This is a genomic window from Halomonas huangheensis (assembly GCF_001431725.1).
GTDB lineage: Bacteria > Pseudomonadota > Gammaproteobacteria > Pseudomonadales > Halomonadaceae > Halomonas > Halomonas huangheensis.
This window is the reverse complement of record NZ_CP013106.1, coordinates 3,844,848-3,871,289: the sequence shown is the minus strand read 5'-3', so window position 1 is coordinate 3,871,289 and position 26,442 is coordinate 3,844,848. Positions and strand designations below refer to the sequence as shown.

Genomic DNA, 26,442 nt, shown 5'->3' with positions numbered 1-26,442 from the left:
CCAAGGCCATCGTTCTCAAGGCCATCGTTTTCAAGAGCGTCGCTCTCAAGACTGCTGCATGGCGCTTTGCAGATGCTGCATGGTGTAATCGACTTGAGCCTGCTGATGCTCGCTGCTCAGGAAAAAGCGCAAGCGCGCCGCTCTCTCCGGTACCGCTGGGTAAACGATCGGCTGCACGTTGATTCCGGACGCAAAAAGCGTCTGAGCGACTCTTGCCGCTTTCAGGGAACTGCCGGTGATGACGGGTACTACCGCGACCCCAATGCTGTTGCCGGTATCCAGCCCGATAGCCTTGGCCTTGTCGAGGAAATAGCGGGAGATATTGTGCAGGCGTGCGACGCGCTCTGGTTCCTCGTGCATGATTTCCAACGCGCGGATCGCTGGTGCGGTTACCTGCGGGGGCAGCCCGACGCTGTACAGGAATCCGGGCGCCAGGTAACGCAGGGTATCAACCAGCGCCTGGCAGCCGGTGATGTAGCCACCACAACTGGCTAACGACTTGCTGAGCGTGCCCATCCAGATATCCACGTCGGAAGCATTTACCTGAGCATGTTCCCTGAGGCCCAGCCCCCTCTGGCCCAGAATGCCGAAGGAGTGAGCTTCATCGACCATCAACCAGCACTGATGACGACGCTTGAGATCAATGAAGGCGTGCAGGTCGGGAACATCTCCATCCATGCTGTAGAGCCCTTCGATGACGATCATCACGCGCTCGAACTGCTCCCTGTGCCGTTCCAGCAGAGATGCCAGACTGGCAGTATCGTTGTGCGGGAACGAGATGCGCTTGGCGCCAGACAATTGAGCGCCGACCAGTGCGCTGTTGTGCATCCACTCGTCGTGCAGGATCAAGTCGCGTGGCCCCATCAACTCGCCTAGCGTCGAGACATTGGTGGCGTGACCACTGACAAACGCGACGGCATCATCACAGCCGTAACTGTCGGCGATGGCTCGCTCCAGTTGGCGATGGATGGGCCGTTCTCCGGAGACGATACGGCTTGCCGATACTGTCGTGCCGTAGGTAGCCATTGCATCGGTCGCCGCCGCGTTGATGCGCTCGTCGCCCACCAGCCCCAGATAGTTGTAGCTGGAGTAGTTGATGAGTTCGCGGCCACCGATGCGGGTGATGGCGCCGGCAACACCTTCGTGGGGACGGAAGAATGGATCATCGAGCCCCAGCTGCTGGGCGCCTTCCCGAATCATGGTGATCTGCTGATACTGGGGAAGGGTGTCGAAACGGGTCAGTGACGCCTTGTCTCCACTATTGTCCGAAGAGCGTTTTGACGAGCTCGGCGACCTCGATTGACGCTGCGAGCTGCGTTCAAGTAGCTGTCGTTTCAGTTGCTGACGATTCTGGACGCTCATGATGTCGATTCCTCTGAGAGTCCCGTAATGGCCTCTTTACTTCCATGGGCGCTGGCCAGCGCCAGCAGAGAGTCATCCTCTTCTCCGCCTCCTTCCTGAGTCAGCTTGCGCACCAGTACCTGGGCCAGCTTGTCGAGACTGGTCGCCTCACTCATCACCATCACCGGTAGCTGAATATTCAGACGGGAGTCGATGGCTGTCATCAGTTCGACACCCATCAGCGAGTCGAAGCCCAGTTCGTAGACCGACTGTTGAGCATCGATCTGCTCGGGGTCGATCAGCAGAATGGTCGCCAATTCATCGCGCAACACCGAGACCAGAGTCTTGTGCATGTCCTCCGCGGGGAGTGCCATGAGCTCTGCCAGCAGCTCGCTACTGTGTTCCTGTCGCTCATGGGATTCGCCGGCCTGAGCGGCAAGCTCACGGAAACGTGGACTCTGATCCGTCGGCAGGAAGCGTGCCAGGCTGTGCCAGTCGAGGGACAGCACCGCAGACAGGCTCTCGCCCGATAGAATCAGGCGCTCCAGCACTACCAGCGCCTCACTGGATGTCAGCGCAGCGCCACCCAGCCGCTCCTGCAACGCTTCCAGAGTGCGTGGGTTACGCGCCAGGAAACCAACGTCCTCAATGGCACCCCAGCAGACGCAGGTCGCGGGAAGGCCCTGCTGTCGGCGGGATGCGGCGAGGCCTTCCAGCCAACAGTTGGCGGCCACATAGCTGGCCTGCCCCGGATTGCCGAATAGCGTGGTGGCCGATGAATAGAGCACGAACAGGTCGAGTGGCTGGTGCTGCGTCAGTTCGTGAAGGTTACGTGCACCCTGAATCTTGGGAACCAACACGCGCTCAATGCGCTCGCGGTCGAGGTGGCGAATCAGGCCATCGTCGATGACGGTGGCCGCGTGCACCACACCACGTAGCGTCGGCAGAGAGGTACCGCAGAGTGCAAGGGCATCAGCCAGTGCGGCGCGGTCGGTAATGTCGCAGGCCAGTGCCGTCACCTGACAGCCTGACTGCTGCAGACGCTCGATAGCGGTGCAGGCTTCGTCGGTCGAAGGGCCACGGCGCCCGAGCAGCAGCAGGTGGCCCGCGCCACGCTCGGCCAGCCATTCAGCGGTGCGCAGACCGAACCCGGACAGGCCTCCGGTGACGAGGTAGGTGCCATCACGCTCGAGCGCCAGAGGTTCATTCGGTGCTGGTGTGAGCGACGCAGAGGTTACCGGCGCTGGCGCATCTGGAGTGCCGCGCGTTACCACCAGCTTGCCGATCTGACGTGCCTGCTGCATATGACGGAACGCTTCCACTACACGGTGCTGGGCGAAAGCACTGTAGGGCAGAGGATGCAGGGTGCCATCTTCGAACAACGCCATCATTTCGCGGAACAGTCGGGTGGTCAGCTCCGGCCTGGCCTTCATGATCTGGTCGGAGTCGATGCCGAAGTAGCTGAGGTTGTGGCGGAACGGCCGCAACCCCATTGGCGTGTTCTCGTAGAAATCACGCTTGCCCAGCTCCAGGAAACGCCCGAAGGGTGCCAGTACCCGAAGGTTCTGGGCAATCGCTTCTCCAGCCAACGAGTTCAACACCACGTCGACGCCCTGACCATCGGTGTCGTTGAGGATCTCCTCGGCGAAAGTGAGGTGGCGGGAGTGATAGATGTGCTCCACGCCATACAAACGCAGGAAGTCGGCCTTTTCCTCGCTGCCTACAGTGGCAAGGACACTCGCACCCAGCCAGCGAGCCACCTGAATGGCGGCGATGCCCACGCCTCCTGCTGCACCATGAATCAACACTCGTTCCCCTGGTTGCAGCTGGGCGAGGTGCTTGAGCGCGTAGTACACGGTAAAGAAGGTGGTGGGTATGGTCGCCGCGGCGGCGAGACCCACACCCTCTGGAAGCCTGGTGACAGCGGTGCGCGGGGCGATCACCTGATCACTGAAACTGCTGGGGCCGAAGCCGACCACATGGTCGCCGGGTTGCAGGTCGCTGACGTTGTTGCCGACCTGCTTGACGATACCGGCGAACTCCAGGCCGAGACTCGCTCCTGCGAAGCCGTCTTCGATGGCCTCGTCGGACAGCAGACCGAGGGTGTACATCACGTCACGGAAATTGAGCCCCGTGGCCTGAACATCGACCTGTACCGAATCGCTATCGAGGTCGGCCAGCGGTACATCGCGCCATTCGAGATGGCGAAGCTGTCCGGGCAGGCTGACTGCCAGCTGCCGAGTCATCGCCGAGACACCATCGCCGGATTGTCCAGGGCTGGTGGCGTCTTGCTGCTGAGCCTCGCGCAAGCGTACGGCAAAGCGTCGTCCCGCCGTGTCGTAGATCAGCTCGGTTTCACTGGTGGGGTGCTGAAGCTCGGTTGTCACAGCATCCAGCAGCGCTGCTGGCCATTCGCTATCGACGTTTTCCGTACTATTGACCGGGGTATTGGCCTGGGTATTGGCAAAAGCATCGATGGGAGTATCGACGAGCGTGATATGGCTATGTGGCAACTCATTGGCCATCGAACGCATGAAGCCCCAACTGGCACTATCCGCCGATGGGAGGACAGCCGCTGCACCATCGTCGCTGGCCTGGAACATGGAGGCCACCGAACCGGTCATGACCCACAAGCGGTGCTGACGTTCGAGACCTTCGAGCCGCGCGACCCAGCCGGCCAGGCGAGTACAGCGCTCGATCTCGTCACTGGATGAATCCAGCAGCGTCAGATCGACCAGGTGCAACCGCTGGCTATCGGGAGCGATTGCTGCCAGATCAAGACTTTCCAGCGCATCAGCGCTGATCTGCTCGGCGGATAGCCCCCGGGCCGCGAGAGAAGACTGTAGCGCAGCGAGAGAAGACTGTAGTGCCGCGAGATGAGGCTGTGCGTTGGGAGCATCGCAGTGGATCAGCAGATAGTGACTGTCCGCGCCACTTTCTGATTGATCGGAGCGCGGGGCATCGAGTGAGGTACTGTCCTCCTGAACCACACTGCCCAGGGATTCCAGCTGCAGTGTATACAGCTGCATGCCTTGCTCACCCTGTTCCAGTGGCATGCGCTGCACGTTCTGGCTGTAGCGGCTGAGCAATTGCTCGACGTCTTGAGTCTCGCAGCTGTCCTCATGTTCGAGGCCTGTTCCCGGTGTCGAGCACAGGCTATCCCACCAATGACTCAAGGGGCTGTAGAGCACCAATAGGCGGGCGCCGGGCTGCAGCAGTTCCGTCAACTGCGTCAACTGCTGACGTGCGGCGGTACGACTGACCGGGCTGAGCGAGAGTATCGCCAGTTGTGCGCGAGTCTCGACAAGGGCTTCGCTGCCAGGTCTCACGACCTGAATCAGCGGCTGTTGCTCCTTGAGGCGGGTAGCGCGCTGTAGTCCGTCCTCATCGCCAGGCAACAGCGTGAGATCGAGGTGGTCCGCATCGACACAGTCACTCAGCCACTCGCTGATTCTGGGGGCGGCAATGCCGGCCTCGATGACCGCCAGTCGTTGTCCTTGCGGAAGGTTGTCGATCTGCGTGTGTAATGCCGTCCGCAGATGCTGGCCGAGAGCTGCCCACCCTTGATCACTGAGGGTATAGGCCACCAGTGCCGTCAGCCGTTCGCGCGAAAGCCCCACTGCTTGCGCATCACACCTGTCCTGCAGCAACTCGGTCAGGTGCAGTCCATGGCGACCAACGCGCTGGATCAGCGGCAGAGCTTCCGGGTATTCACCGATCAGCAGTTGCCAGATGTCGCTGGTGCTGACGTTGTCATCGTCTGCGAAGCTCCAGCCATCATCGTCGGCGATCAGGCTGCCGGCGCCTTCCAACTGAGCCATCAGTTGATGCCACTGAGGCGCGCTGCCCGGATGTCGGCTGAGCCAGGCATCCAACGCTTCACGCTCGAGCCGAGGACCATGTCCGAGCTCGGTCAATGCCTGACGAGCAAAGGCGTCGCTGAGTCGGTCCAGCAGTGGGCCCAGCTCCTCGCCATAGCGGGATTGTGTCGCCTGTGCGACCACCTTCCCGAGTTGTGTGATGGCAGCGTCGAAGCCATCGAGAATCTGCAACGGTTCCGCCTGAGGATGGGGAGCCGGTACCAGCACATTCTGGACCTGGCTCAGGCTGTCCTTGCGGGTCTGCTTGAGGCGCACCAGACGGAAGCGCGTGGCCGCGAGGTGGGCGACACACTGTCCATCGGCGTCGAACAGGCTGAAATCGGCGGTGAAGGAGTGCGGTGAACGCTTACGCATCGAGGCAACCGCGAGCACTGGAAGCCCTGCGGTGGTACGCAGTTGCAGGCGATCCACACGCACCGGTACGAAGGCAAAACCGGCCTCGGCGACCAGACTGTCGGCCAGCAATGGCAGGAATAGCTGGAAAGCGCTATCGAGGCGACCGGGAGACAGGTGCTGCAGCTTGTCTTCCGGGCGCTCAGTGGCGCTTAGCCTGCCGATGATGGTGTCGCCGTCACGCCAGGTACCTTCCAGTGCCTGGAAGGCCGGACCGTAGTCCAGACCGATACGGCTGGCCAGCGCGAAGTGCTGTTCACGGCTGATATCAGCAGCGCGCTCCGGGATGACAGGAGCAGAACGTTGCAGCTGAGTACCGAGGCTCTCGCTCAGCAGGCGGGCCCGAGCATTGGCATGCCATTCACCGCCCTCCTGGGTGTCACGCGACTCGATGCGGATATGTCCCTGATGTTGGTCGAGGATCAGTCTTGTCTGTCGACCATGCGGGCCATCGAGCATCAGTGGCGCGAGAATCTCGAGGGACTCGATCTCGACCACAGGGCTGTCGTGTTGATGGATGGCCGCCGCAATGGCCATCTCCACATACCCGGCACCCGGGAAGATCGGCGCATTGCCGACCACATGATCGGCCAGCCAGGGCAGGCGTTGAATATCGAGCTGGTTTTGCCAGCAAGCCTCGAGCACGCGCATGCGATAGCCAAGCAGCGGATGCTCCAGGTGACGATCGAGCAGCCCCCAGGAGTGCTGGCTTGTCGGGATCCAGAATGACTGGCGTTGCCAGGCATACGGCGGCAATTCGGCAAAGCGGCCGGCAACAGGGAATACCTTGCTGTGATCCACCGCAATACCGCTGAGCCACAGTTGTCCAAGGCACTGTTGGAAGTCCTGGACATTGTCACCTTCACGTTGCAGTGAGGTAATGACGGTACCGGTTTGCTCCTGATCGCGCTGGGCGTCCTGGATATAGCGCTTGAGAATCGGATGGGCACCGATCTCGACCAGTACGTTGCAACCGCTTGCGAGCAGATGCGCCATGGTCTCGGTGAAGCGCACGGGCTGGCGAATATTGTCCCACCAGTAGCGTGCATCCAGCGGCAGTGAGTCAGCGAGGTCCCCGGTGACGGTGGAGTAGAACGGAATCTGCGGAGTGCGCGGCGAGATATTCGCCAACACCGACAGGATGTCCTTCTCCAGTGGCTCCATGGCACTGCTGTGGAAGGCATAGTCCAGCGGCAGGCGGAAGCAGGCCACCTGCTGCTCGGAGAGACATTCCTCGAGTAGCTCAATGGAGGGTTCCGGGCCTGCAAGCGTCACGCCCCGCACGCTGTTGTCGCCGGCGAGAGCGATATCTGCGAAGCGAGGGTCGTCCAGCCACTGGCGAGTGCTGTCGGCATCCAGCACGACTGCGGTCATGACGCCCAGGCCTTTGGTCAGCCCCTGGAAATGACTGCGTTGGGTAATGACCGTGACGGCATCTTCCAGCGTCAGAGCGCCACAGGCCCAGGCGGCAGCCACTTCGCCAACGCTGTGTCCGGCGACGGCGCTGGGGGTGATGCCCCAGCTGCGCAGTGACTGGGTCATCGCCACCTGAAGGGCGAATAGTGTGGGCTGGGCGATTTCCGTGCGCGCCAGGCGTTCGCTACCATTCTCGCCGAGCAGTTCAGCGCGCAGAGAGAAGTCACTCTGCTGGCGAAACAGTTCATCGATCTGGTCGATGGTGGCGCTGAACACCGGGCAGTGATCGAGCAGGGCGCTACCCATGGTTTCCCATTGGCAGCCGTTGCCGGAGTAGATGAAGGCCGGACCACTGGCATCGGGTAGGTAATTGGCGGTGGCCACGTTTACCTTGCCCTTGCTGTCCTTGCCCTTGCTGTCCTTGCCCTTGCTGCCTTTGGCAAAGGCGCGCAACGCCTGGCTGGCCTGATCCCGGTCCGTGCTGAACACCACAGCGCCGTGTTTCAGTGGGGCGCGGGTGGTTTCCAGCGCGTAGGCGATGTCGTAGAGCGGTTCGTCACCTTGCTCCAGTCGATTGGCCAACCGTTCTGCCTGGGCGCGCAGCCCTTGTTGGCAGTGGGCAGACAGTCGCAGGGGCAGCGAGTGAGGTGGTGTTGCAGTTGTATCTGAATCTGCAGCTGCAGCTGCCTCGAGCGGAGAGGACTCGGCCGGCAATGGCGGTGATTGCAGGATGACGTGGGCGTTGACTCCGCCGAAACCGAAGGAGTTGATGCCGACGGTCAACGGGCCCTGTTCGGGAAGTTTGCGCGCCTCGGTAACAATATCCAGATTCCACTCATCGGTCTTGATGCGCGGATTCACGCGACTGATGCCGATGGTGGCTGGTACTTCCCGGTGCATCAGGCTGTATAGCGCCTTGCACAACCCGGCAACGCCGGACGCGGTTTCCAGGTGACCGATGTTGCTCTTCACCGAACCAATCGGCAGCGGGCGTGAGCGTTGTTTCCCGAGTGCTTCGCCGATGGCATAGGTTTCGATCGGATCGCCGACAGCGGTGCCGGTACCGTGTGCTTCAAGGTAATCAATGGCATCGATGCTGATATCGGCATCGGCATACGCCTGACGCAACAGCTCGATCTGTGCATTAGAGTTGGGCACGGTCAAACCGGACTTGTGGCCATCGGTGTTGACGGCGGTGCCGGCGACGACGGCCAGAATGCGGTTGCCATCGGCCAGTGCCTGGTCGTAGTCCTTGAGCATGAACAGACCGGCACCTTCGGAACGGGCATAGCCGTCACCTGATTCATCGAAGACCCGGCAGCGGCCGTTGGCCGACAACATGCTGGCCTTGGTAAAGACAATGAATCCGAAGGGGTGCAGGTGCAGACTGATGCCACCGGTGAGAGCGGTATCGCACTCACCAGCACGGATCGCCTGACATGCCTGGTGAAAGGCGACCAATGAGGACGAGCAGGCGGTATCTATCGCCATGCTCGGCCCCTTCAGGTCGAACACATAGGAGATGCGATTGGCAGCAATGCTCGAGGTGTTGCCGGTAGCGGAAGGACTGTCGAGGACGGCCAGATCATCGGCATGGCGATAGGCATAGTCGAGGCTGGACAGGCCGACGTAGACACCACAGCGGGAGCCACGGAGTTGTGGTGCGGGAACCCCCGCGTGCTCGGTGGCTTCCCAGGCGAGTTCCAGCAGCAGGCGCTGCTGGGGGTCCATGTGCATGGCCTCGCGTGGTGAAATACCGAAGAAGCTGGCATCGAAGCCACTGATATCGCCCAGACTACCAGCGGCAAAGGTCACGCTGGTGCCGGGGTGCTGGCGATCAGGGTGGCGATAGAGGTCGTGGTCCCAGCGGTCGGGGGCCACTTCTGTTACCAGGTCGGAGCCGTTGCTCAGACTTTCCCAGAATGTCTCACCATCGATTTCGGGGAGCCTATGTGCGGCTCCAATGATCGCGACACGCCTTGTCATTGCTGCTCCTGTAACTCATTACCTTGTTGCGGCGTACCGTATGCTGCCCTGCGCTCGGTTTGCTCTCGCAATGGTTGAAATCGTGCAAGATCCTGCCATAAACGTTCTGCCAGTCCCGCGATATTCATGGGCGTCGTCCTGGCTTCTACTGGATCGCAAGCCGCTACTTGATCGAAAGCCGCTACTGGATCGAAAGCCGCTATGGGATCGGAAACCGCTATGGGGTCGGAAGCAGCAAGTGTGCTCCACAGTAGGTACTGGGTTTCGCCGGAAGGCTCACCAAGGGTGGCGTAGGCGCCTTCCATGATCGGGACATGGTCACCATACCAGCACAATAGCCCGTGACGAGCCTGTGCATTCAGGCTGTGGCGTAACTCGCCGAGCATACTGTCGGCATTGTGCAGGTGTCGCAGGTACACCGCGAGCATGTCGGCATCCTGGGATGCGAGCTGCTGCTCGGTGTCGTGCGGAAGGCGATCTCGCCACTCCGAGGCTGCTGCTTCGAGGTGGAGAGGCCCGTGGTTTTCCATGGTGATAGCGAACACCATCAAGGGTTCCTCAGTACTTTGTTCAAGCAGGGCATGCACCTTGCGTGCCACTGCGCTATCGCTGATGTATTGCCCATCGCGGTCGGACGCATCGAAATCCTTGATATCAATGAACTCGTCGAAGCCCAGTACCGGCATGACGCGTGCTCGGTCATAGAACGAAGCGGGATAGGGGTGCACGGTAACACAGCGATAGCCGATCTGTTTCAGCGCTGACACAAGGCTGGGGAGTGGTTGTTTCGCCAGCGGACGGTACGGTGTGAAGCGGTGCATCCCCAGTGCCGCATTGTCGATGCCGGTGAGAAAGGCTGCCTCGCTGCGTACGGTGTTGGCGCCCCAGACCGGCACTGTCAGTGGTCCTGAAGCGATGCCTTGTCGCTTCATGCTATCCCAGTTTGGCATTAGTTCTCGGGGCAGGCCCGTTTGCCACTCACGTGGGTCGAAAAATGCTTCGCTCTGCACAATTACGATATGTGGCAGTGCCGCTGGCGTTGCAGTTGCAGTTGCAGAAGCAGAAGCAGAAGCAGAAGCCGGTGTTGAAGACAGTTGCGGCAAGCGAAAGCATTCAGGCACCAGCGTTGGATCGATCGGTGCCGTCGGGTGCAGGCCGTAGGCCCAGAAGTAACTGATCAAACCGTGACGATAGAGATCATCTTCGGGGTGCAGACAGATGGATGGTCGACGAGCCAGTGACACTCCCAACAGCAGGACGCCAGCGGCGGCGATATTCGCGACACTCAACAGCCAGCTCGAAACGCCCTCAACCGTCATCAGTGAGGGCTCCCACCACAGAAAGGCGAGGAAGGCGGCAGCTCCGGAAGTGCTGGCGGCGATCGCCAGGCCCAGGCCGAAGAACGGTACATAAAGGCGCGGATGACGGATGGCATCGAGAAAGTACTCGAAATCCTGAACCAGAAATGGCTCCTTGAGGCTCGACCACTTGCTGCGGCAGGACTGGATCAGCACCAGGTGAAGAACGTTCAGCAGACCTGCGCTCAACCAGCCGCGTTGTAATACCAGCAGGGCGAGGGCGTACAGCACCAGCCAGCTACCGATATGGATGCCGAGTGTCGCAGCGGAGCGCTGACGCATTGGCGCTGGTAGCGGCTGGAGCAGGCGCTCGCAGACCAGACTGAGAACCAGGCTCAGGGTAGCCGGGATGACAAGCAGCAGGATCACTTACGTACCCCATAGCCGCACCAGGCCACCAGCCGCTGGGAAATTGCAGCGGGCAATACCGCCAACCACCAGCTGCCGAAGTTCAGCGGAAACGGGAAGCTGCATCTGGCGCGGTTGTGTTCGATGGCGTTGTGGATGGTGGCCGCCGCGCGTTCGGGAATCCACTGGAAGGGCTTGGGGCCAGGCATGGCGCGAGCCATGGCGGAATCGACATAGCCGGGCATGATCACGCTGACGCCGACTCCATGCGGTGCGAGGATGCCGCGCATCGATTCGCCCCAGGCCTTTATTCCTGCCTTGCTGGCGCTGTAGCTGGGGGTGACCGGCAAGCCGAACCAGGCGGCCAGTGAACTCAGGTAAACCAGTTGACCGCTGCCACGAGCTTGCATGCGAGGCGCCAGCAGGCGGGTCATCTGCATCGGCACCCACAGATTGATATCGAACAGCTGACGAGCCTGATGCTCTGCTTCAAGCTGGGTAGAGTGGGTCACCCCGAGGTTCATGCCCGCGCTGAGAATGGCGACATCAGGGCAGTGTTCGAGTGCATCGAGCCATTGGCGCAGCTGGGTGTCATCGGTGAGGTCTGTCTGGTCGCAGACAACACTGCCTGCGCCCAGTTGGGTGCAGTGATCGGCCAGTTGATCGAGGACGTCGGTTTGCCGCCCATGCAGGATCAGCGCGGCGCCTTCAGCGGCATAGCGCCGTGCCAGAGCACCTCCAATAGCCCCGGTAGCGCCAGTTATCAGAATCAGGCGGCGTGGGGTAGCCATGCAAGCAGGTCCTCGAGTGGTGTGACGTCGGCATTGAGCCGCGGCAGACAGTTGTCCACCGCCATGCGAATGGCCGGCTGGCAGTAGAAGCCGCCATTGACCTGAACGGTGTGGGCCAGAGTATGGCGAAAGGCAGTCACCAGCTTCGGGCAGGGCGGCTGTGGATCGTGCCAGAAATCATCGAGACCTGCACCTCGGGCGAGGCCGTCGAAGGCATAAATGGCATCTCCCAGCGCCAGGGTCGGCAGACCTTGCTCGAGAGCAACGATGCCGCTGGTACTGTTGACGGTGACCATACCCTCGGCTCGAGACAGCAGCAGGTTGAGATCTCCGCTCTCGAGGTAGACAACGCGGTTCTCGATATCGAGGTGGCTGGCGAGTTGGCGAATCTGGCGACGATATGGCACCAGTCCCATATCCAGCGGATGGTTCTTGATCACCAGTTGCGTGTCAGCAGGAGCGTGCTGGGCGAAGGAGGTCATCGCCCGCTTGATGACATCGCTCATATCACGGAACGACGAATGCCGCAGAATCTGGGCGTCGCCGTTGAGTTGCAGCGGCAGGACGAAGTAGCGACCGCCCGCGGCCAGCAGTGTCTCGATCAGCCTGGCATCGCGCGGCTTGTGCCACTTCAGGAGTGTGAAGCGTCTGATGTAGCCGCTGTACTCCCGGGGCGCGGTAATCGGCGCGTGGTTGCGGTATTGCGGTGCCAGCAGTGGGTTGGCCAGTCCCGCAACATGGTAGACCACGTCATGAGTGGCACGTTTCCAGAACGCACTGCGGAACTGGCGTGGCGTTGGGGCTGGCCCCAGCCGGGCGTAGGCCTCGTGGTACCAATCCCTCCGCCGTGGCAGTCGGGATTGCGCATTGACGCCCTCCGGTTCGAGCGTAATCCAGTAGGGACGCAGATAGCCTTCCTCGAACACATGAGTACGCACACCAAAGGCAGGTGCCAGAGCCGCAGCGGGACGGTGCACGGGGCGTTGGTCGCCGAACAGCAGCTGGTCGGTAATGTTCTCCCGCTCGTAGAGGTCGCCGAGAAACTCGTTTAACTCATCGGCCGACTGACGGAACAGGCGCTGGTGCTGGCCTGCCCGGTAGAGCAGGTCTCCGGCGTTGAAACTGAGCGTCAGTACGCGGTGCCCCTGATTCTGCAGCGCTCGACACAGGGCGGCAGAGAACGGCGAACAGGGGCCCTGAAGAGCGAGAAAGGTGCGGTGAGACAGCATCATGTCAAGGTGTTGTCCATACGGTGCTGCGGCAGATGCGATAAAGGCGTTGCCAGAGTTTCAGTGATTTGTCGGAGCGACGATGCTGGCGCAATAGCATGACGGCAGTTTCAGCATTGATCGGCTGGCGAGTCTGCGGGTCGACGTAATGCGGGTAAAGCAGCAATGTTCCGGCGACCAGCTCATCAAGCCGCAGAGAGCGATTGCGTCGAGCCGGCACCGGGCCGTGGTCACGGGTCAATCCCCAGCCGGCATAGAAGGGCACGCCGTAGGTGACGACGCGGGTGCCACGCAGCAGTGCCTCGAATCCGGCCAGTGACGTCATGGTGTGGACTTCATCGGCGAGTTCGATCAATGCGCTGATATCTCCGGTCACCAGGCCATCGTAGAGTGATGACGGGACCTTTCCGCCGCCGCGAACGCCGCTGAGCACATCGGGGTGCGGCTTGTAGAGAATGAAGGCATGTGGATGATCGCGTCGGACCCTGGCGGCCAGCTCGGCATTGGTGGTCATGGCCGGACTGCCACGCTGGATGGAGGCATCACTTTCCACCTGCCCCACCACCAGCAGGCAGGGCCTGTCGTCAGGGATTTCGGGTAGCGCATCAGCAGCACCGGCAACACGGTGCTGAGCGGCGTTCTGCTGAGAGGCCGGCTTGTGAGAGCCCTGTTTATCGAAGCCCTGCTGGCATGAGGGATTGTACTTGCTGATACCGTGGTCGACGATCTGCTGGGTCAGGTTTCGCGCCCGCTTACGCAGTGTGTCGGAGAATTCGCTGTGCTGGAGAATATGTTCAAGGTCACTGGGCGTGCTCGGGTCGTAGTAGATGCCACGACGATCAAGCACCAGCGACAGCGGACGCTCGAGATCAATGCCCAGCCCGACCGAACGCAGGAACCCATCTTCCATTCGCCATAGCGGCTCGGGCAGCGGTTGATCCGTGCGCTGGCTGGCCCAGACCAGGCTGCGCAGGGAGGTTGCCTCGGTCTCGCTATTGCCATCGGTCTCGCTGTTCTTATCGATCCCGCTGTTGCTATCGCTCTGGGGCTCACTGGCAGCCTGCGTCTCGCAGGTTTCGATACTGTTGGGTTTATCCAGATGACGCGCCTGTGCCTGTGGGCCGAGAAAGTCGGCGATGAAGCCGCGTTTCCAGCGTGAGAAGCCCAGCGTCTGCCAATCACCACGGCCGCGCTGAATCTGGCAGCGTTGATCGTGAATCAGCTCAAGCGTAGCGGCCAGGTCGCTGCGCTCACCGGTATAGGGATTCACGTAGCGGGTATAGCGCAGGTATGCGGCGGTAAACAGCCAATTCAGCGTTGCCCGGCGGCTGCGCCGAGGGCAATGCAGTCGGTCCTGGGGCAGCCCCCAGCCGGCATAGAAGGGCATGCCATGACAGGTAACCGGCAACCCAGCCAGCAAGGCTTCGAAGCCGAGCTGGCTGGTCACCACATGTACCGCCTCGACCCCATCCAGCAGCGCCCAGGGGTTGATATCGTCGGCAATGATTCGACAGCGCGGATGCTCCGCTGCCTGCGCCAGATGGCCAGCCTTGGTTCCGGCAATGACTTCGGGATGAAGCTTGACCAGTATCTCGGCCTCTGGATGTTCATCGAGCGCGGTCTGCAGCATGTTCTGAAAACTGTCGGCATTGGCCATGCCATAGCGGATGGAGGCATCGTCCCGGGTCTGATCCACCACCAGCACTCGTGGTCGAGACGCGAGCGGGAAGGCGTTGTCGGGAGCGTGGTTGTACTTCGACAGACGCAGCTCGCGAAGGCGTGACATCAGCAGCGTGGCATGCGCCTCTTCATCCGGCAGGAAGTCTTCCTCGGCAATCAGCGACTCGAGATCCGATGGCCGGGTTGCGTCGTAGTAGACCCCCTGGCGGTCGACCACCAGAGAGTGTGACGCGTAACCCTGAGCCGCCGTGCCCCAGGCGCGCACGAAGCCATCTTCCAGAGCGATATAGGGACGTCCGGTGCGCTCGGCCCAGTGCCGGGATCGCTGAGTCGTCGGACGGCAACCCCAGCCGAGGATCGCATCGTGCGGCTGAAAGTATCGCCGCGACCAGGGCAGCAGACGTTCGAACTCGGGCAGTCCGGCACTCAGAGTGGGATGGCGAGCCAGCGCCCTGGTCGAGACCAATGCGGTGAGGCCAGAGCTCTTGTGACCAGGGCTCTTGTAATCAGAGCACTTGCAACCAGAAGAGCACTTGCAACCAGAGCTCTTGCAACGAGAGCTATCGCTTTCCTGCGTGGTGGCAAGTCGAGAACAGGCTGTGCTGGAGGTTGTCTGCATCATTGTTGCGGGAGGCAAGAGGCGTCCTGTGCCGAAAGTGGAATCACTGGCCTTGTTGGCGCTGTAACCAGAAGCTGCGTGTGTGTGCCGGGTCCCCGACATCTCGTGCCTTGTCCGCAGCCGCCTGAGCCATGGCCCGTGTATCACGCGGGTGGTCGAGAAGGCGTGTGGCGCAGTGCAGCCAGTGTTCGGCACAGTCCTCGGCCAGCAGACCATCTCTGCCATCATCGACGAGCTGTGCATAGGGCGCGCGGTGGCTGAAGATTCCCACTCCACCCATGACAGCGATATCCAGAAACTTGATGATCGATTTGGCGCTGTTGAAGGGCGTTGGCCATAGAGGCGCCAGTCCGATGTGGATGCGTTGTCGACGCTGATAGCGAAGAAAGGCCTTCCATGGTAATGGTTCTGGTGTGGATACGCGATCCAGAACACTCAATTCAGCGGGCGCGAAGCGACCCAGCATAATCTCGAGACTCACCGTTGGGTACTGCTGATGCAGGTCGCTCAATGCGGGGCTGATCTGCAACAGGTCAGCAAGGTGCGCGCGAGTACCGTGGAAGCCCAATCGCCAGTTCTGGTAACAAAAGTGCTCGAGGTCGGGCAGTGGCGATATCAATGCAGGCGGCAGCACACTGATATGGCGGTGATGATCTGCCAGGGTATTCGCCAGTGTTCGGCTGCAGGTGATGATCTCGTCGGCCAGTGGCAGCAGGTTGAGCTGACTGGTGGCGAGCATCGCCATTCGCTGACGATAGTGTTGCGGTAGCGTCTGATCCAGAGCGGCTGCTCGAAGGTCATCGTCGACGATGTAATACAGGCCGGCGAGACGGCCACGCATATCGCCAAGCGCTTGAATCCAGCTGTCGGACAGACCACGACAGACGATGACATGGGCACCGCTGAGCACGCTCTTCAACCACGGCCAGCACCAGTGCGGGTGCCGCCAGCGGCGGGTATCGAGACGCAGAACTCTAACTCCCTGCTGTCGCAGCCATGGGGCGGCTGAGGCAAGGAAGTAGATATCTTCGGTGGGTCTGGCGCCATCACTGAGAACCACCCACCTGGGGCGTACTTTCGCCACTCAGTTTCCATCCGTGGTTTACGCCTCCAGCCGCTGCAAGTGCGGCTGGAGGGTAGGGGGTCAGGCCTTGGGTTGAGCCGGACGCAACACGACACGCTTGACCTTCTGGGTGGTGCCATCTTTCTCGCGCTTTACCTGCTGAATGACCACACTTCCCAAACCAGTCACTCTGAGACGACCCTCGTCGGTGTCATTGATTTCTGCGGCCAGCGCCCTGAGAGTATGGCGCACCAGTTTGGCTGCGCGCTGATCTGGCATCTTATTCAGCAGGTTTGGGTTGCTGGTCTTAATGCGCTCTACCAGAGCATCGGCTTTGACTTGGGTAATGCTTGGCGTTGTGACTTCGTTGCTTTTTGCGGCCATGTAATACGTCTCCGTTGATTTGGATTAGTGGAGGGCTTCTTGCGTCAATCCAGAAGCTCTCGTTGTTTGAGTACCCGGCGTAGTGCCTGCCAGTGACGCAACAGTTCATTAGCGGTTTGCTGGGCAACTCCTTGCTCATCCTGCCGTTCGAACCATAGGCGTGCCTGGTCCATCTGTTCGGCGAGGGTAAGAGCGGCCAGCTCCTGCTTGAGTAGATTGGCACGATGGTTGGTGGACACCCAGAGTTCGAACTCCGTTGCCTCATCGGCGGTGAGCTTTTCCCGCAGTTCATCGGAAAGCATTGGGTCGGCGAGCTTGACGCTACCCACGACCTGCGCCTTGCCACGTTTGATCGACGGGTCGTAGGTCATACGTACCAACTGGACGACATGACGGCGGATTCGAAAGTGCATACTAGATTACCCCATATACAACACTATCTTTCGGGCAATATATTGCCCGAAAGATAGTGTTGTCAACACAAAGTATTTCTACTTTCTTCGAGCTTTGGGGTGTCTTATATTCTGTTACAAAGCGCGAACTGCCCAGTTTTTCGACTGTATATCTGAGTGACGCCCTTATCTCAGCGAAAAATCTTCATGCACCAGGGTCAGATTGGGGTTGTAGGCTGGGTCTGAGTCCAACTTGTCACCCCAGGCGCGACGCATATACTCGACTTCCCTCTGTGCTCTGGCTCGCTTGTAGCTGCTGTCATCAGCACCGCGTGACACGGACTCATGGTGGTAGAGCTCTGCGTAGGGGGTCCATAGATTGCGATAGCCCGCCTCGCGCACCCGCAGGCAGAAATCCACATCATTGAAGGCCACCGTTAGGTGCTGGGCATTCAGGCCGCCGACTTCATCAAAAATGGCCTTGCGGACCACCAGGCAGGCAGCCGTAACAGCCGACAGATTGTGCGCCAGATGCAAACGCGTGAAGTAACCGAAAGCGTTGCGAGTGAAATACTTGTGTGCGTGCCCTGCGACGCCGCCAATTCCCAGAATGACGCCACCATGTTGAACCGTATCATTGGGATAGTAGAGCTTGGCGCCGACACAGCCGATCTCGGGCCTGGAGGCCTGACTGACCATTTCGCACAGCCAGTCGCTATGGATCGGCTCGATATCGTTGTTGACCAGCGCCAGTATCTTGCCTCGGGCATGGCTGGCACCGAAATTGTTGATCGCCGAGTAGTTGAAAGGTTGATTCCAGTGCAGCACACGTACCCTTGGATCGCGCTGCTTGACCTCGCTCATGTAGTCCAGTGTCTCGCGGCAGACCGAACCATTGTCCAGAATCAGCAACTCGAAGTGAGAATAATCCGTGCGCTCGAGAATGGCATCCACACAGGGTTGCAGAATTTCCACTCGGTCGCGGGTGGGGACCAGTAGACTGACCATGGGCAGAGGGTTGGGCAACGGCCAGCGGATTCGATAGGTATTGGGATAGTGCCCGTGGTCAACAGTCGTCTCTGGTGCATGGTGCTCGAGGAAGTCGCGCACGGCATTCAGGCCGGCCAGGCTGGTGTAATCCTTCTCGGTACTACTCTGGGCAGTGGAGCCGGCCACGGCACGCCAGTGGTAGAGAACATGGGGGATATGCACGATCTGGTGGCTTTTCAGGCGAGCGCTAACCCGCAGGACCAGGTCGTGATCCTGACTACCTTCATAGCCTTCGCGGAAACCACCTGTCTCGTGTACCAGGGCCGTGCGATAAACGCCCAGGTGCGAAATATAGTTCTGTGCCAGAAGCAGGTCTGGATTCCACTGCGGCTTGAAGTGAGGGTCGAAGCGCTCCCCATCCTCGCCAATCTTGTCTTCATCGCTGTACAGCAGGCCTGCCTCAGGATTCTGGTTCAGGGCTTCAGCGACTCTCAGCAGCGCATCAGGCGATAGGCAGTCGTCGTGGTCCAGCAACGCTAGGAACTCACCCTCAACCAGCTCCAGAGCGCTATTGCTGGCCGCGCAGATATGACCGTTCTCCGTTCGGTAGATCACCTTGATCCGTGAGTCGCTGCTCGAGTACTCCTCGAGTAGTGCCTTTATTTCGGGATCACTGGAGGCATCATCGGCAATGCACAGTTGCCAATGGGGATAGAACTGCTCCCTTACCGAGTCCAGGCATTCGCGTAGCCAGTCGAGGGAAGGGTTGTAAACCGGTACCACAACCGAGATCAACGGCTGCTCAGAAAGCCTGGCAAGTAGCTGTTGCGCTTTTTCGTGAGACAGCTGGTCGCGGTTCTTGAGCCAGTGGCGATAATTGAGCCGAGGAGCATAGCGCTCGAAAGTGGCGTCATACTGTTCCAGCGCCAACTCGCGCCAATGCCGCTCCTTCTCCTGGGCAGCACGCTTCAACTCAGGTAGAACCTGGGTCTTGCCTTTCCCTCGCCACTGGTAATGCATATTGGCCAGACGGCTAGCCAGGCGATCGTGGGCAAACCATGGACTTAGCCACGAAAAACGTAAGTGCTGCAGCTTGAAATAGCCGGCGTCTTCCATGGGGTCGAAGCGAATGGCGCGCAGTGGCTTCTTGACATAGAACAGGCGTTTGGTGACTCGACCACTCTTGAGTGGTAGGAACACACTTTCTTCTTCGCTGAAGCCATCGCCGGTATCCAGATAGAGGCGAACGGACACCTGAGGCCGGTCATGGTCCATGGCCACTTCCAGCATCTGCCAGCCAGGTAACGGTAGCCCTCTGGTCAGCATGAACTGAGGGTCGTTGTCGGTAGCCTTCCATTCCCATGGTTGATCTGTAGACGGCTTCAGGTCATTGCGTGGCTTCAAGCGACGTAGGGGGTGAACAGCCAGTGGGGTCAGTTCCAGCAGCTGATGTAACCAGCTTGATGCCCCATCCAGTCCTTTAGCGTAGCTCATATTCACTGGTCCTGAGACTCCACGACTCGGCGCGGTTGGGGCGGGAAACGTTGCCCCGTTCTAGCCACCCGACACTGAACCTTATCACCAGCGTTCAATTTTACTGGCAGATGAAAGCCAACATAGCCCCCGCGTGGTGGCAAAAGTCGGCAGAGTCCTGGCCGATGATCTATAGAGGGTACTGTGCTGACGTGGTCGCTATTGATCCAGACTTCTACTTCGACAGGAGCATCGTTGTCTCCTGCCCACCAGGCCCAGCCTGCTACACGCTGTTTGCCGGCCTCTACCAAGTGAGCGTGAGCGTAGGGAAGACCATCTCGAAACAGCTCCATCCGTATGTCGAAGAGCTGCTTACTGTATTTATAGCTTGTGATGTCGCGATGGTTCAGGCGCTTGAGTTCTGCTTCATCCTCGGCAGTGAATTTATGTGGCGCCGCCAGGCTGGACTTACCCTGATTATCTTCTCGATGCAGGATATCGATACCATAGAGTGCGTTGATCAGTTCCAGGCTGTCCGCATAGCGCTCGGTCAAGCCCAGCAGACCAATGGCTTCGAGGTTTACTCCGTGCAGGATCTTGCTTTGACGATTCTGCATCACGGGACGAGAGTAGAACTCCTTAAAGGAACCCTTGTAGTCGAAATGACGAACGAAGTGGGCATACTCCGATGCCATGCGCTGGAGAGGGTCGCGCAGGAAAGTAACAGTATTCTGGGCTCCAAAAATGGAAACGAAGCGACCAATATTGACGTGGCCAGCGACCAGAGCAGCACCTTTTTCATGGAACCTCTGTCCAAATTTCCATAAATCCGTGTGGTCTCCATACAGCGTTTCCTTGACCATCTCGCTGGTTTCACGAGCCTTGGTCCCATAATCATAAATAATGTTGTCAGAACCGAAGTGACGCTCTGCACCGAGACGAAAGCTGGTGCCGGCAGTTTTCGGGATGTGGACAAAAAACAAGGCCACCTCGTGTTGCCTCCTGAATATCGCGGGTCTGCTGGGCTCTACCCGTTATTGAAATAGCTTTGGCCAGGTGGCAGCAATCATTCATGCAGCACCACACCTGATGAAATAGATGTCGCACCTGGTAGTCCAGAATCTGGACTCTGTATGCAAATTGGGTCGAGGGCCTTTATGGTCGTCAGGCGCACCTGGGTGTTAAATCTTTATAGCCTTTTATACCGGGGTGAAAATCAAAGCAGGAACTATCGGGAGTTCGTCCTTCCGCCCAGGCAACCAGTGCAGCAGGAATATTGGCGCCACTCAGATGGTGAAAAGGATAATCTCCAGTAAAACGTGGGTTGACGTCAATAACTCTATAGGTGCCGTTGTCGTCAAGGCAGTCCACACCCCAGATGCCTGGATGGCGAGTCATCTTGCTGAACGACATCGCCAGGGAAGAGAAAGGGCCACGTTCGACACTAGTGGCAATATCGCTCTCACCCGCACGCATGGCATGTACCTCACAGGCAAAGTGTGCCTGGTAGTCACCCTCAAGATCATTGGCGATGCCAAGGCAGACTTCGCGTCCAGTAATCAAGGGCTGAACGATGACCAGTGAATCATCCGGTAATGCCAGAAAATCACCTGCGCCAGATGCCAGCACCGCCTCTGCCGCCGTGTGAAAGGCTGCATTCAGCTCCCCTTCATCATGACAGATCTTCAGGCCCAGTGAGCCGAAGCCAGTGCGAGCTTTCACCATTAAAGGGTATGCAATGATTCCATCCCTGATGGCTTCCTGTACGTGCTGCAAGTTGGTGGAGGTCCAGGGTGTTGGTACTCCCGCCTTCTTCAGCATTTCGTTGCAGGAAAATTTGTCGAGAGCTAGTCGCCCCCATTCCGCACTTGGCAATGTATGCCGAACACCAGCCTCTTCAAGGATTGTTTTCTGCTGGCTTAACATGAAGACATCGAGATCATGCAATGAACTCAATAGTTGGATGTCGTATTTATGACAAATATCAAGAAGAAACGGCACGTATTCATTGCTGCTGGATGGTGGCGTTACGACAGCAATGTCGGAAGCGAACATCCCGGCCGCGTCCGAAAACATATTGGCGCCAACCACCTTACCACGGTCACCAAGAGCTTCCTGGAAGTAGTTGACTAGGTAGCTTCTGCGCCCAACACTGGTTAGTAGGATGTTCATAGGTATTTCAACTTGAGTCCGTCATAGCAAGCCATCAGATTATCCAGGTCCGCCTGTGGGAGGCGCTTGGAGTTTCCCGATGTATAGGCATCTTCGACCTGCGATATGTTTTCGGAAAATTCCGGCATTTCGAACTGTTCCGAAAGCTGATGAAGAAATTGTTTTGGTTTGGCGCACACCTCTTCGTAGTCCACTGCCATAAATCGATCAGGAGAAAGATTCCTTGCCTTGTTCATGATCGCCTGATGAGTAAAAAGCACTTGACCTGCTACTTGATGGTCGGGAGAGGCATCCTTGAGAAAATCGTACTCTTTCGGTTTTACTGACCACCAGACACTCTCGTCACCATAATACTTTATCCTTGCTTGCTTTATTGACTGCATAAGGTACAAAGGATCGCGTTTAATATAAATAAATTTTATTTCAGGGAAATTTTCGGCAAAAAAATCAATGTTGTACTGAAGCATCATTGCCTTGGACATCAGCGGCTTTCCAAATACTGCCTCAATGCTGGCGAGTTCTTTCCGCATTCCTTCGATGTCAACCCTATCAAGGTTGGACTCATCTATGTGTCCCGGGTCATGGTTCGGTGTAAATCGTCGCCAGAAATGAAAGAATTCACTGATTCCCAATGCGCCTGTCGTCTTTCCCACATTGGAAGAGAAATCGCTGGAGGAACGCAAGTCCGAAAACTCACTTCCCAAGTCATAATCAGGGTTAAGTAAAAGCTGCTGTATAAGCGCACCCATGTATGGTGCGTAGGCGAAACGTGACATCAAATTGCTGGGGTAGGAGACCGCTCCCGAGGAAATAAGCAGCTGAGTCAGGAATGTGGTACCTGAACGTGGGCAACCGATTACACCAATTATGGGTTTTTCTGGTGACTTGAAGGAGAGGTTTACTTTTTCCTGAGCAGGTGACAGGTACGCCTGTAGCTCCTTGATCAGTGCAGCCAGATTATCATTCGGGCGGAAGTGCACTGTCCGTCTTCCGGAGTGTTTCAAGATATCCGATTCCATGGGTTACCACCTGTAGAGGTTCAGTAATTTATCAACGGTGACCTTCTCTCGTAAAACCTGCCACTCGCCACCCATGTATTCGAGCACAGGTGGTGTGGTTCGAATAAAATCAGAAGAAATCACCATTGAATAGGCTCCCACGTTGCGAGATACCAGTACATCTCCTCTCTTTAATGCAGACGAGAATCCCCGGTAGATGACATCATGTTCCAGGCAAGTAAATCCAACAAGATCCACATTGCTATCTGATATCATGGTTTCATGGTTACTGATTGTAGAGGGGTAAACTACCGTGGATGGATTTACCTCATTTGGCACAATCTTGATTTGATGTGCCGCGCCGGTGGTCACTGCAAACCACCGGCTGCCTACTTGTTTAACGTGGTCGACTCGAAATAGGTAGTCCAGCACATTTGCCAGCAAGCCGACACCGGGTTCGATAATAAGCTCTGGGCCATCGTCACCATAATGCGCCTTTAGCGGCGCACAGATAGCCTGGGCATAGTCATCGTAGGTTGGGGGGCGAATCGCAAACTGACTCGCCAGGTCTTCCGGTACTGGACCAAAAATCCCCCCCCCGATATCCAGAAATTTCGGAGGAGCATCTGGAAAGATGGTATCAGCCAGCTCAATAAGACGCTGCATTCTGCGGGCGTAGGATTCTGCAGAGCGGTCGAACGACGTGTGACAATGCAGGCCTTCCACGAAAACGTTTGGAGCGTCGCGCAAGACCGCGACTGCTCGTTCCAGCTCGCCGCTTGTTTCACTCAACCCGAAGCGTGACTCTCGGCCTTTCCATTGCAAATCCAGGTTGCAGCGAAGCCCGACTCGCTTTGTTATGCCTGGCATATCGTGCGCGATACCATTAATCAATATAGCCTCACTCAGGCTATCGACATTGACCAGCGCCCCATCGGAAAAAGCCTGCTGTATTTCCTCCAGACTCTTGCCTGGCCCATTGAATATAATGTTTCTACCATCTACTCCTATCGCCTTGGCGAGTTGATACTCCATGCCGGATACAACTTCGGCATACAACCCTAGGCGATCGGCGATGCTACATAATTTTGGAAGATAATTTGTCTTGTAGGAAAGGCCAATGCCGAAGTTTCTGTAGTTCCTCTTGAACGCGGTACGCAAAGACTCTACGTTTTTGAGGAAATTCTGTGAGTGAAAGACATAGGCGACTCCGCCATGCTCATCCAATAAAGCATTTGTATCGTGCCAAGAGTAGAGTTTGTTCATCAATCAGTCCAGCATCAGAAGCTGTGTGGATTTGCGATAATATCACTTATCTTTTCTATCGCGAGATGATCAAGCGTCGGGTAGATGGGAAGACACAATATCTTCTCGGCCACACCGCTTGCTACCGGTAGATTCTCAGGTGCTGCTGAGGGCATTCCACGATACATCGAGAATTCACTTATCAGCGGGTAAAAATAACGGCGGCCAAAAATTCCATTATCCTTGAGTTTCTGGTAAAGCTCATCACGTGTTAGTGGATACTCCTCGCCGACCAGAATTGGATAATAGGCATGGTTGGAAACCGTTTGGCCAGAATGTGGTACAACCGTAATTCCGCTGACGCTTGAAAGGTACTCTCCATAGAGTTGTGCAATTTCCTTTCGGCTAGCCAGAACGTGCTCGATATGTTGAAGCTGTAGCAAGCCAAAGGCTGCGTTGACTTCACTCATCTTCCCATTGATACCGGGGGCGACCACAGTAACCTCATCAACGATACCAAAATTCTTGAGGTTGTTGATTCGTTGCTTGGTCTTGGCGTCTGGACACACGATTGCTCCGCCCTCAAAGGTGTTGAACACCTTGGTGGCGTGAAAGCTGATAGCGCTTAGATCACCATGACGCAGCACACTACCACCCTCGTCCTGCACGCCAAACGCATGGGCCGCGTCGTAGATGACCTTGAGATTGTAGTTGTCGGCGATTTCCTGAATGGCCTTTACATCGCAGGGGTTTCCATAGCAATGAACGGGCATGATCGCGCTGGTATGAGGAGTGATGGCAGCCTCTATCTTTTTCGGATCAAGATTGAGTGTATCTGGGTTAATATCAACGAATACAGGACTTATTCCGTTCCACAGAAGCGAATGGGCCGTTGCTACAAAACTATATGGCGTCGTGATGACCTCCCCTGTAATGCGCAGGGCTTGCAGAGCTGTAAGAAGAGCGATGGTGCCATTGTTGAAAAGAGCGATTTCCGGTACACCAAGATATTCACACAGCTCATTCTCAAGTTTCTGGTGCATCGGCCCATTATTGGTAAGCCTTTTATCATCCCATATTTTTTGCAGATATTCAGTAAACTCTTCCAGTGGTGGGAGATATGGCTGGGTGACGTAGATAGGTTCTTTCATGTGTTTTCAGCCGCTCGAAATTTATGATCAAATTTACCCGATTTTACACTTTTCTCTAGTATCTCGTAAATCCTTTCCCCGGATGCCTTTAAATTAAATTTTTCTTCCATTTCGCCTTGCTGTTTGCACAAAAGATTATAAATAATATTTTGTGAAACTAGTCCGTTTGATAAAAAAATTAATGCCTGTTCTGTATCAGAAAATTGAGCATCATCTGTAAAGGAATTTGAGATATCGGAGTCTTTGTCAATATGGGTTATAATAGGAACTCCGTTGGCTACTGCTTCTGAAGCGCCACCACCACCACCAAAAATTCCGGGTAATGCAAGGAAGATTTTTGCCTCACGGTACAAGGTTTTTAGGTCGGCCCTTCCTATAATAGAGATTTTCCGGTAGGAGTGTTCGCTAAGCACTTTCATTGCAGAAGCGTATGCACTATTAACGTCGCTGGCTCCCACTAGTACCCATTTTTCAACATTACTGTCGGTTAGTATATTTTCAATATACTCTATATCTTGTTTGTTAGCATTCCCAAAGAAACGATGGATTCTTTCGCCACCATAAACACTGGTTATAATATTCCTCCTCTGCAAGAATGCTGTTTTGTTTATTTTTTGGATGGGCCGATAGGTGTTCGGAAAGGGATATGGGACTTCCTTTTCTTCAAGATCTTTTTTGTTTCTTGAAAGTATTATGTCAGTAAATTTGGAATCTTTGACTCTAGAGCTGAAAGTTATTGTCGCTACAAATCTGTTTTTGAATATTTCTCTGAGAAATATATGATGCGAAAGGAGAGGGGAGCCCCCTTGGAATCTAAAAACTATTCCGGAAAGATTGTTCTGGAAGTTTTCAGAAGTAGTTGGTACGACGATGTTTATTTTGGATATTACGTCTTCTTGGTTGTTGTCAAGGCAGCTTTCAGGAGTTTTTTGCAAAAATGATAAGAGAGAGGATTTTAATTTTGCTTCAATGATTCTTGAGTCATTGTTCGGTATATTTGCTTCGTTGAGATATATGATATTAACGGTTTTTATTTTTTTGTGGGAAGCAATGCTTAAAATGTGAAGGATGATTACTCTAGAGTGAACCCCCGATCTAAGGATGTCGTTTAATATGAATGTTACTTTATCTTTGTTGTGGAGGTTGTCAATGCTTATTTTTTTTATTCCCCATTCGGTTTTTTCTAGAAAATCACATACGAGGCGGAGGTGTTTTATATCACCCCTGATCCCTTGGGCCTTTCTTCTCCGGAAAAGCCTCATTATTGAAAGATGGTCTTGTAGATTTTTTGCTCTTTTAATTAGTTCAGGAATGTTAGCATTGTATCCGTTGTTTTCTGGTCTTGCATGAAACAGGTCTCTGTTCGACCATAGCCACCTTAATGCAGTACCTCTACCTACCCCGATGCACTTAGAGAACTCCAATATGGCAATGTTGTTTTGGCTGTCTATAAGCTTGTTCATGAAGTTAAACTCTAGGGTGTGGAGAGTGGGAGTGAGCTTGGTGGCTAAATGATAATGCTACAGGATAAG

Annotated in this window: 16 protein-coding genes; all 16 read right to left on the bottom strand. The window is 56.7% G+C overall.

Features of this window, described 5'->3' with window-relative positions; genetic code table 11:
- Positions 1–45 precede the first annotated feature (45 nt).
- Positions 46–1,362, bottom strand: coding sequence for an aminotransferase class I/II-fold pyridoxal phosphate-dependent enzyme (locus AR456_RS16705; protein ID WP_021818186.1), 1,317 nt, complete (start codon positions 1,360–1,362; stop codon positions 46–48).
- Positions 1,359–9,017, bottom strand: coding sequence for a type I polyketide synthase (locus AR456_RS16700; protein ID WP_021818187.1), 7,659 nt, complete (start codon positions 9,015–9,017; stop codon positions 1,359–1,361). The genes AR456_RS16705 and AR456_RS16700 overlap by 4 nt, the downstream gene beginning before the upstream one ends.
- Complete coding sequence (locus tag AR456_RS16695; protein WP_021818188.1) at positions 9,014–10,744, bottom strand: LTA synthase family protein; 1,731 nt, start codon at positions 10,742–10,744, stop codon at positions 9,014–9,016. Before AR456_RS16695 ends, AR456_RS16700 begins: the two co-directional genes overlap by 4 nt.
- Positions 10,741–11,514, bottom strand: coding sequence for an SDR family NAD(P)-dependent oxidoreductase (locus AR456_RS16690; protein WP_021818189.1), 774 nt, complete (start codon positions 11,512–11,514; stop codon positions 10,741–10,743). Before AR456_RS16690 ends, AR456_RS16695 begins: the two co-directional genes overlap by 4 nt.
- The gene (locus tag AR456_RS16685) at positions 11,493–12,746 is read right to left on the bottom strand and encodes a capsule biosynthesis protein (protein WP_021818190.1); all 1,254 of its coding nucleotides are present in this window, start codon (positions 12,744–12,746) and stop codon (positions 11,493–11,495) included. The genes AR456_RS16690 and AR456_RS16685 overlap by 22 nt, the downstream gene beginning before the upstream one ends.
- A 1-nt stretch (position 12,747) precedes the next feature.
- On the bottom strand, positions 12,748–14,889 hold the full coding sequence (locus AR456_RS16680) for a capsular polysaccharide biosynthesis protein (protein ID WP_236995517.1): 2,142 nt from the start codon (positions 14,887–14,889) through the stop codon (positions 12,748–12,750).
- Positions 14,890–15,085: 196 nt separating this feature from the next.
- A complete protein-coding gene (locus tag AR456_RS16675) occupies positions 15,086–16,126 on the bottom strand; it encodes a glycosyltransferase family protein (RefSeq protein WP_031207386.1) in 1,041 nt (346 codons plus the stop codon).
- Between the two features lie 60 nt (positions 16,127–16,186).
- Positions 16,187–16,489 carry a hypothetical protein gene (locus AR456_RS16670; RefSeq protein ID WP_021818193.1) on the bottom strand — a complete coding sequence of 101 codons (303 nt, stop codon included), beginning with the start codon at positions 16,487–16,489 and terminating at the stop codon, positions 16,187–16,189.
- A gap of 44 nt (positions 16,490–16,533) precedes the next feature.
- Positions 16,534–16,902: a hypothetical protein gene (locus tag AR456_RS16665; RefSeq protein ID WP_021818194.1), complete on the bottom strand. Its 369-nt coding sequence runs from the start codon at positions 16,900–16,902 to the stop codon at positions 16,534–16,536.
- Positions 16,903–17,067: 165 nt separating this feature from the next.
- Positions 17,068–19,365, bottom strand: coding sequence for a glycosyltransferase family 2 protein (locus tag AR456_RS16660; protein ID WP_021818195.1), 2,298 nt, complete (start codon positions 19,363–19,365; stop codon positions 17,068–17,070).
- A 2-nt stretch (positions 19,366–19,367) separates the two neighbouring features.
- Complete coding sequence (locus AR456_RS16655) at positions 19,368–20,333, bottom strand: sulfotransferase family 2 domain-containing protein (RefSeq protein ID WP_021818196.1); 966 nt, start codon at positions 20,331–20,333, stop codon at positions 19,368–19,370.
- 175 nt (positions 20,334–20,508) lie between these two features.
- Positions 20,509–21,516 carry an ATP-grasp domain-containing protein gene (locus AR456_RS16650; RefSeq protein WP_021818197.1) on the bottom strand — a complete coding sequence of 336 codons (1,008 nt, stop codon included), beginning with the start codon at positions 21,514–21,516 and terminating at the stop codon, positions 20,509–20,511.
- On the bottom strand, positions 21,513–22,535 hold the full coding sequence (locus tag AR456_RS16645; RefSeq protein WP_021818198.1) for a sulfotransferase: 1,023 nt from the start codon (positions 22,533–22,535) through the stop codon (positions 21,513–21,515). The genes AR456_RS16650 and AR456_RS16645 overlap by 4 nt, the downstream gene beginning before the upstream one ends.
- Before the next feature lie 3 nt (positions 22,536–22,538).
- Positions 22,539–23,780, bottom strand: a complete 1,242-nt coding sequence (locus tag AR456_RS16640; protein WP_021818199.1) for a type III PLP-dependent enzyme domain-containing protein — start codon at positions 23,778–23,780, stop codon at positions 22,539–22,541.
- A gap of 14 nt (positions 23,781–23,794) precedes the next feature.
- Positions 23,795–24,910 carry a DegT/DnrJ/EryC1/StrS family aminotransferase gene (locus AR456_RS16635; protein ID WP_021818200.1) on the bottom strand — a complete coding sequence of 372 codons (1,116 nt, stop codon included), beginning with the start codon at positions 24,908–24,910 and terminating at the stop codon, positions 23,795–23,797.
- Positions 24,907–26,373: a hypothetical protein gene (locus AR456_RS16630; protein ID WP_021818201.1), complete on the bottom strand. Its 1,467-nt coding sequence runs from the start codon at positions 26,371–26,373 to the stop codon at positions 24,907–24,909. The genes AR456_RS16635 and AR456_RS16630 overlap by 4 nt, the downstream gene beginning before the upstream one ends.
- Positions 26,374–26,442: the final 69 nt, after the last annotated feature.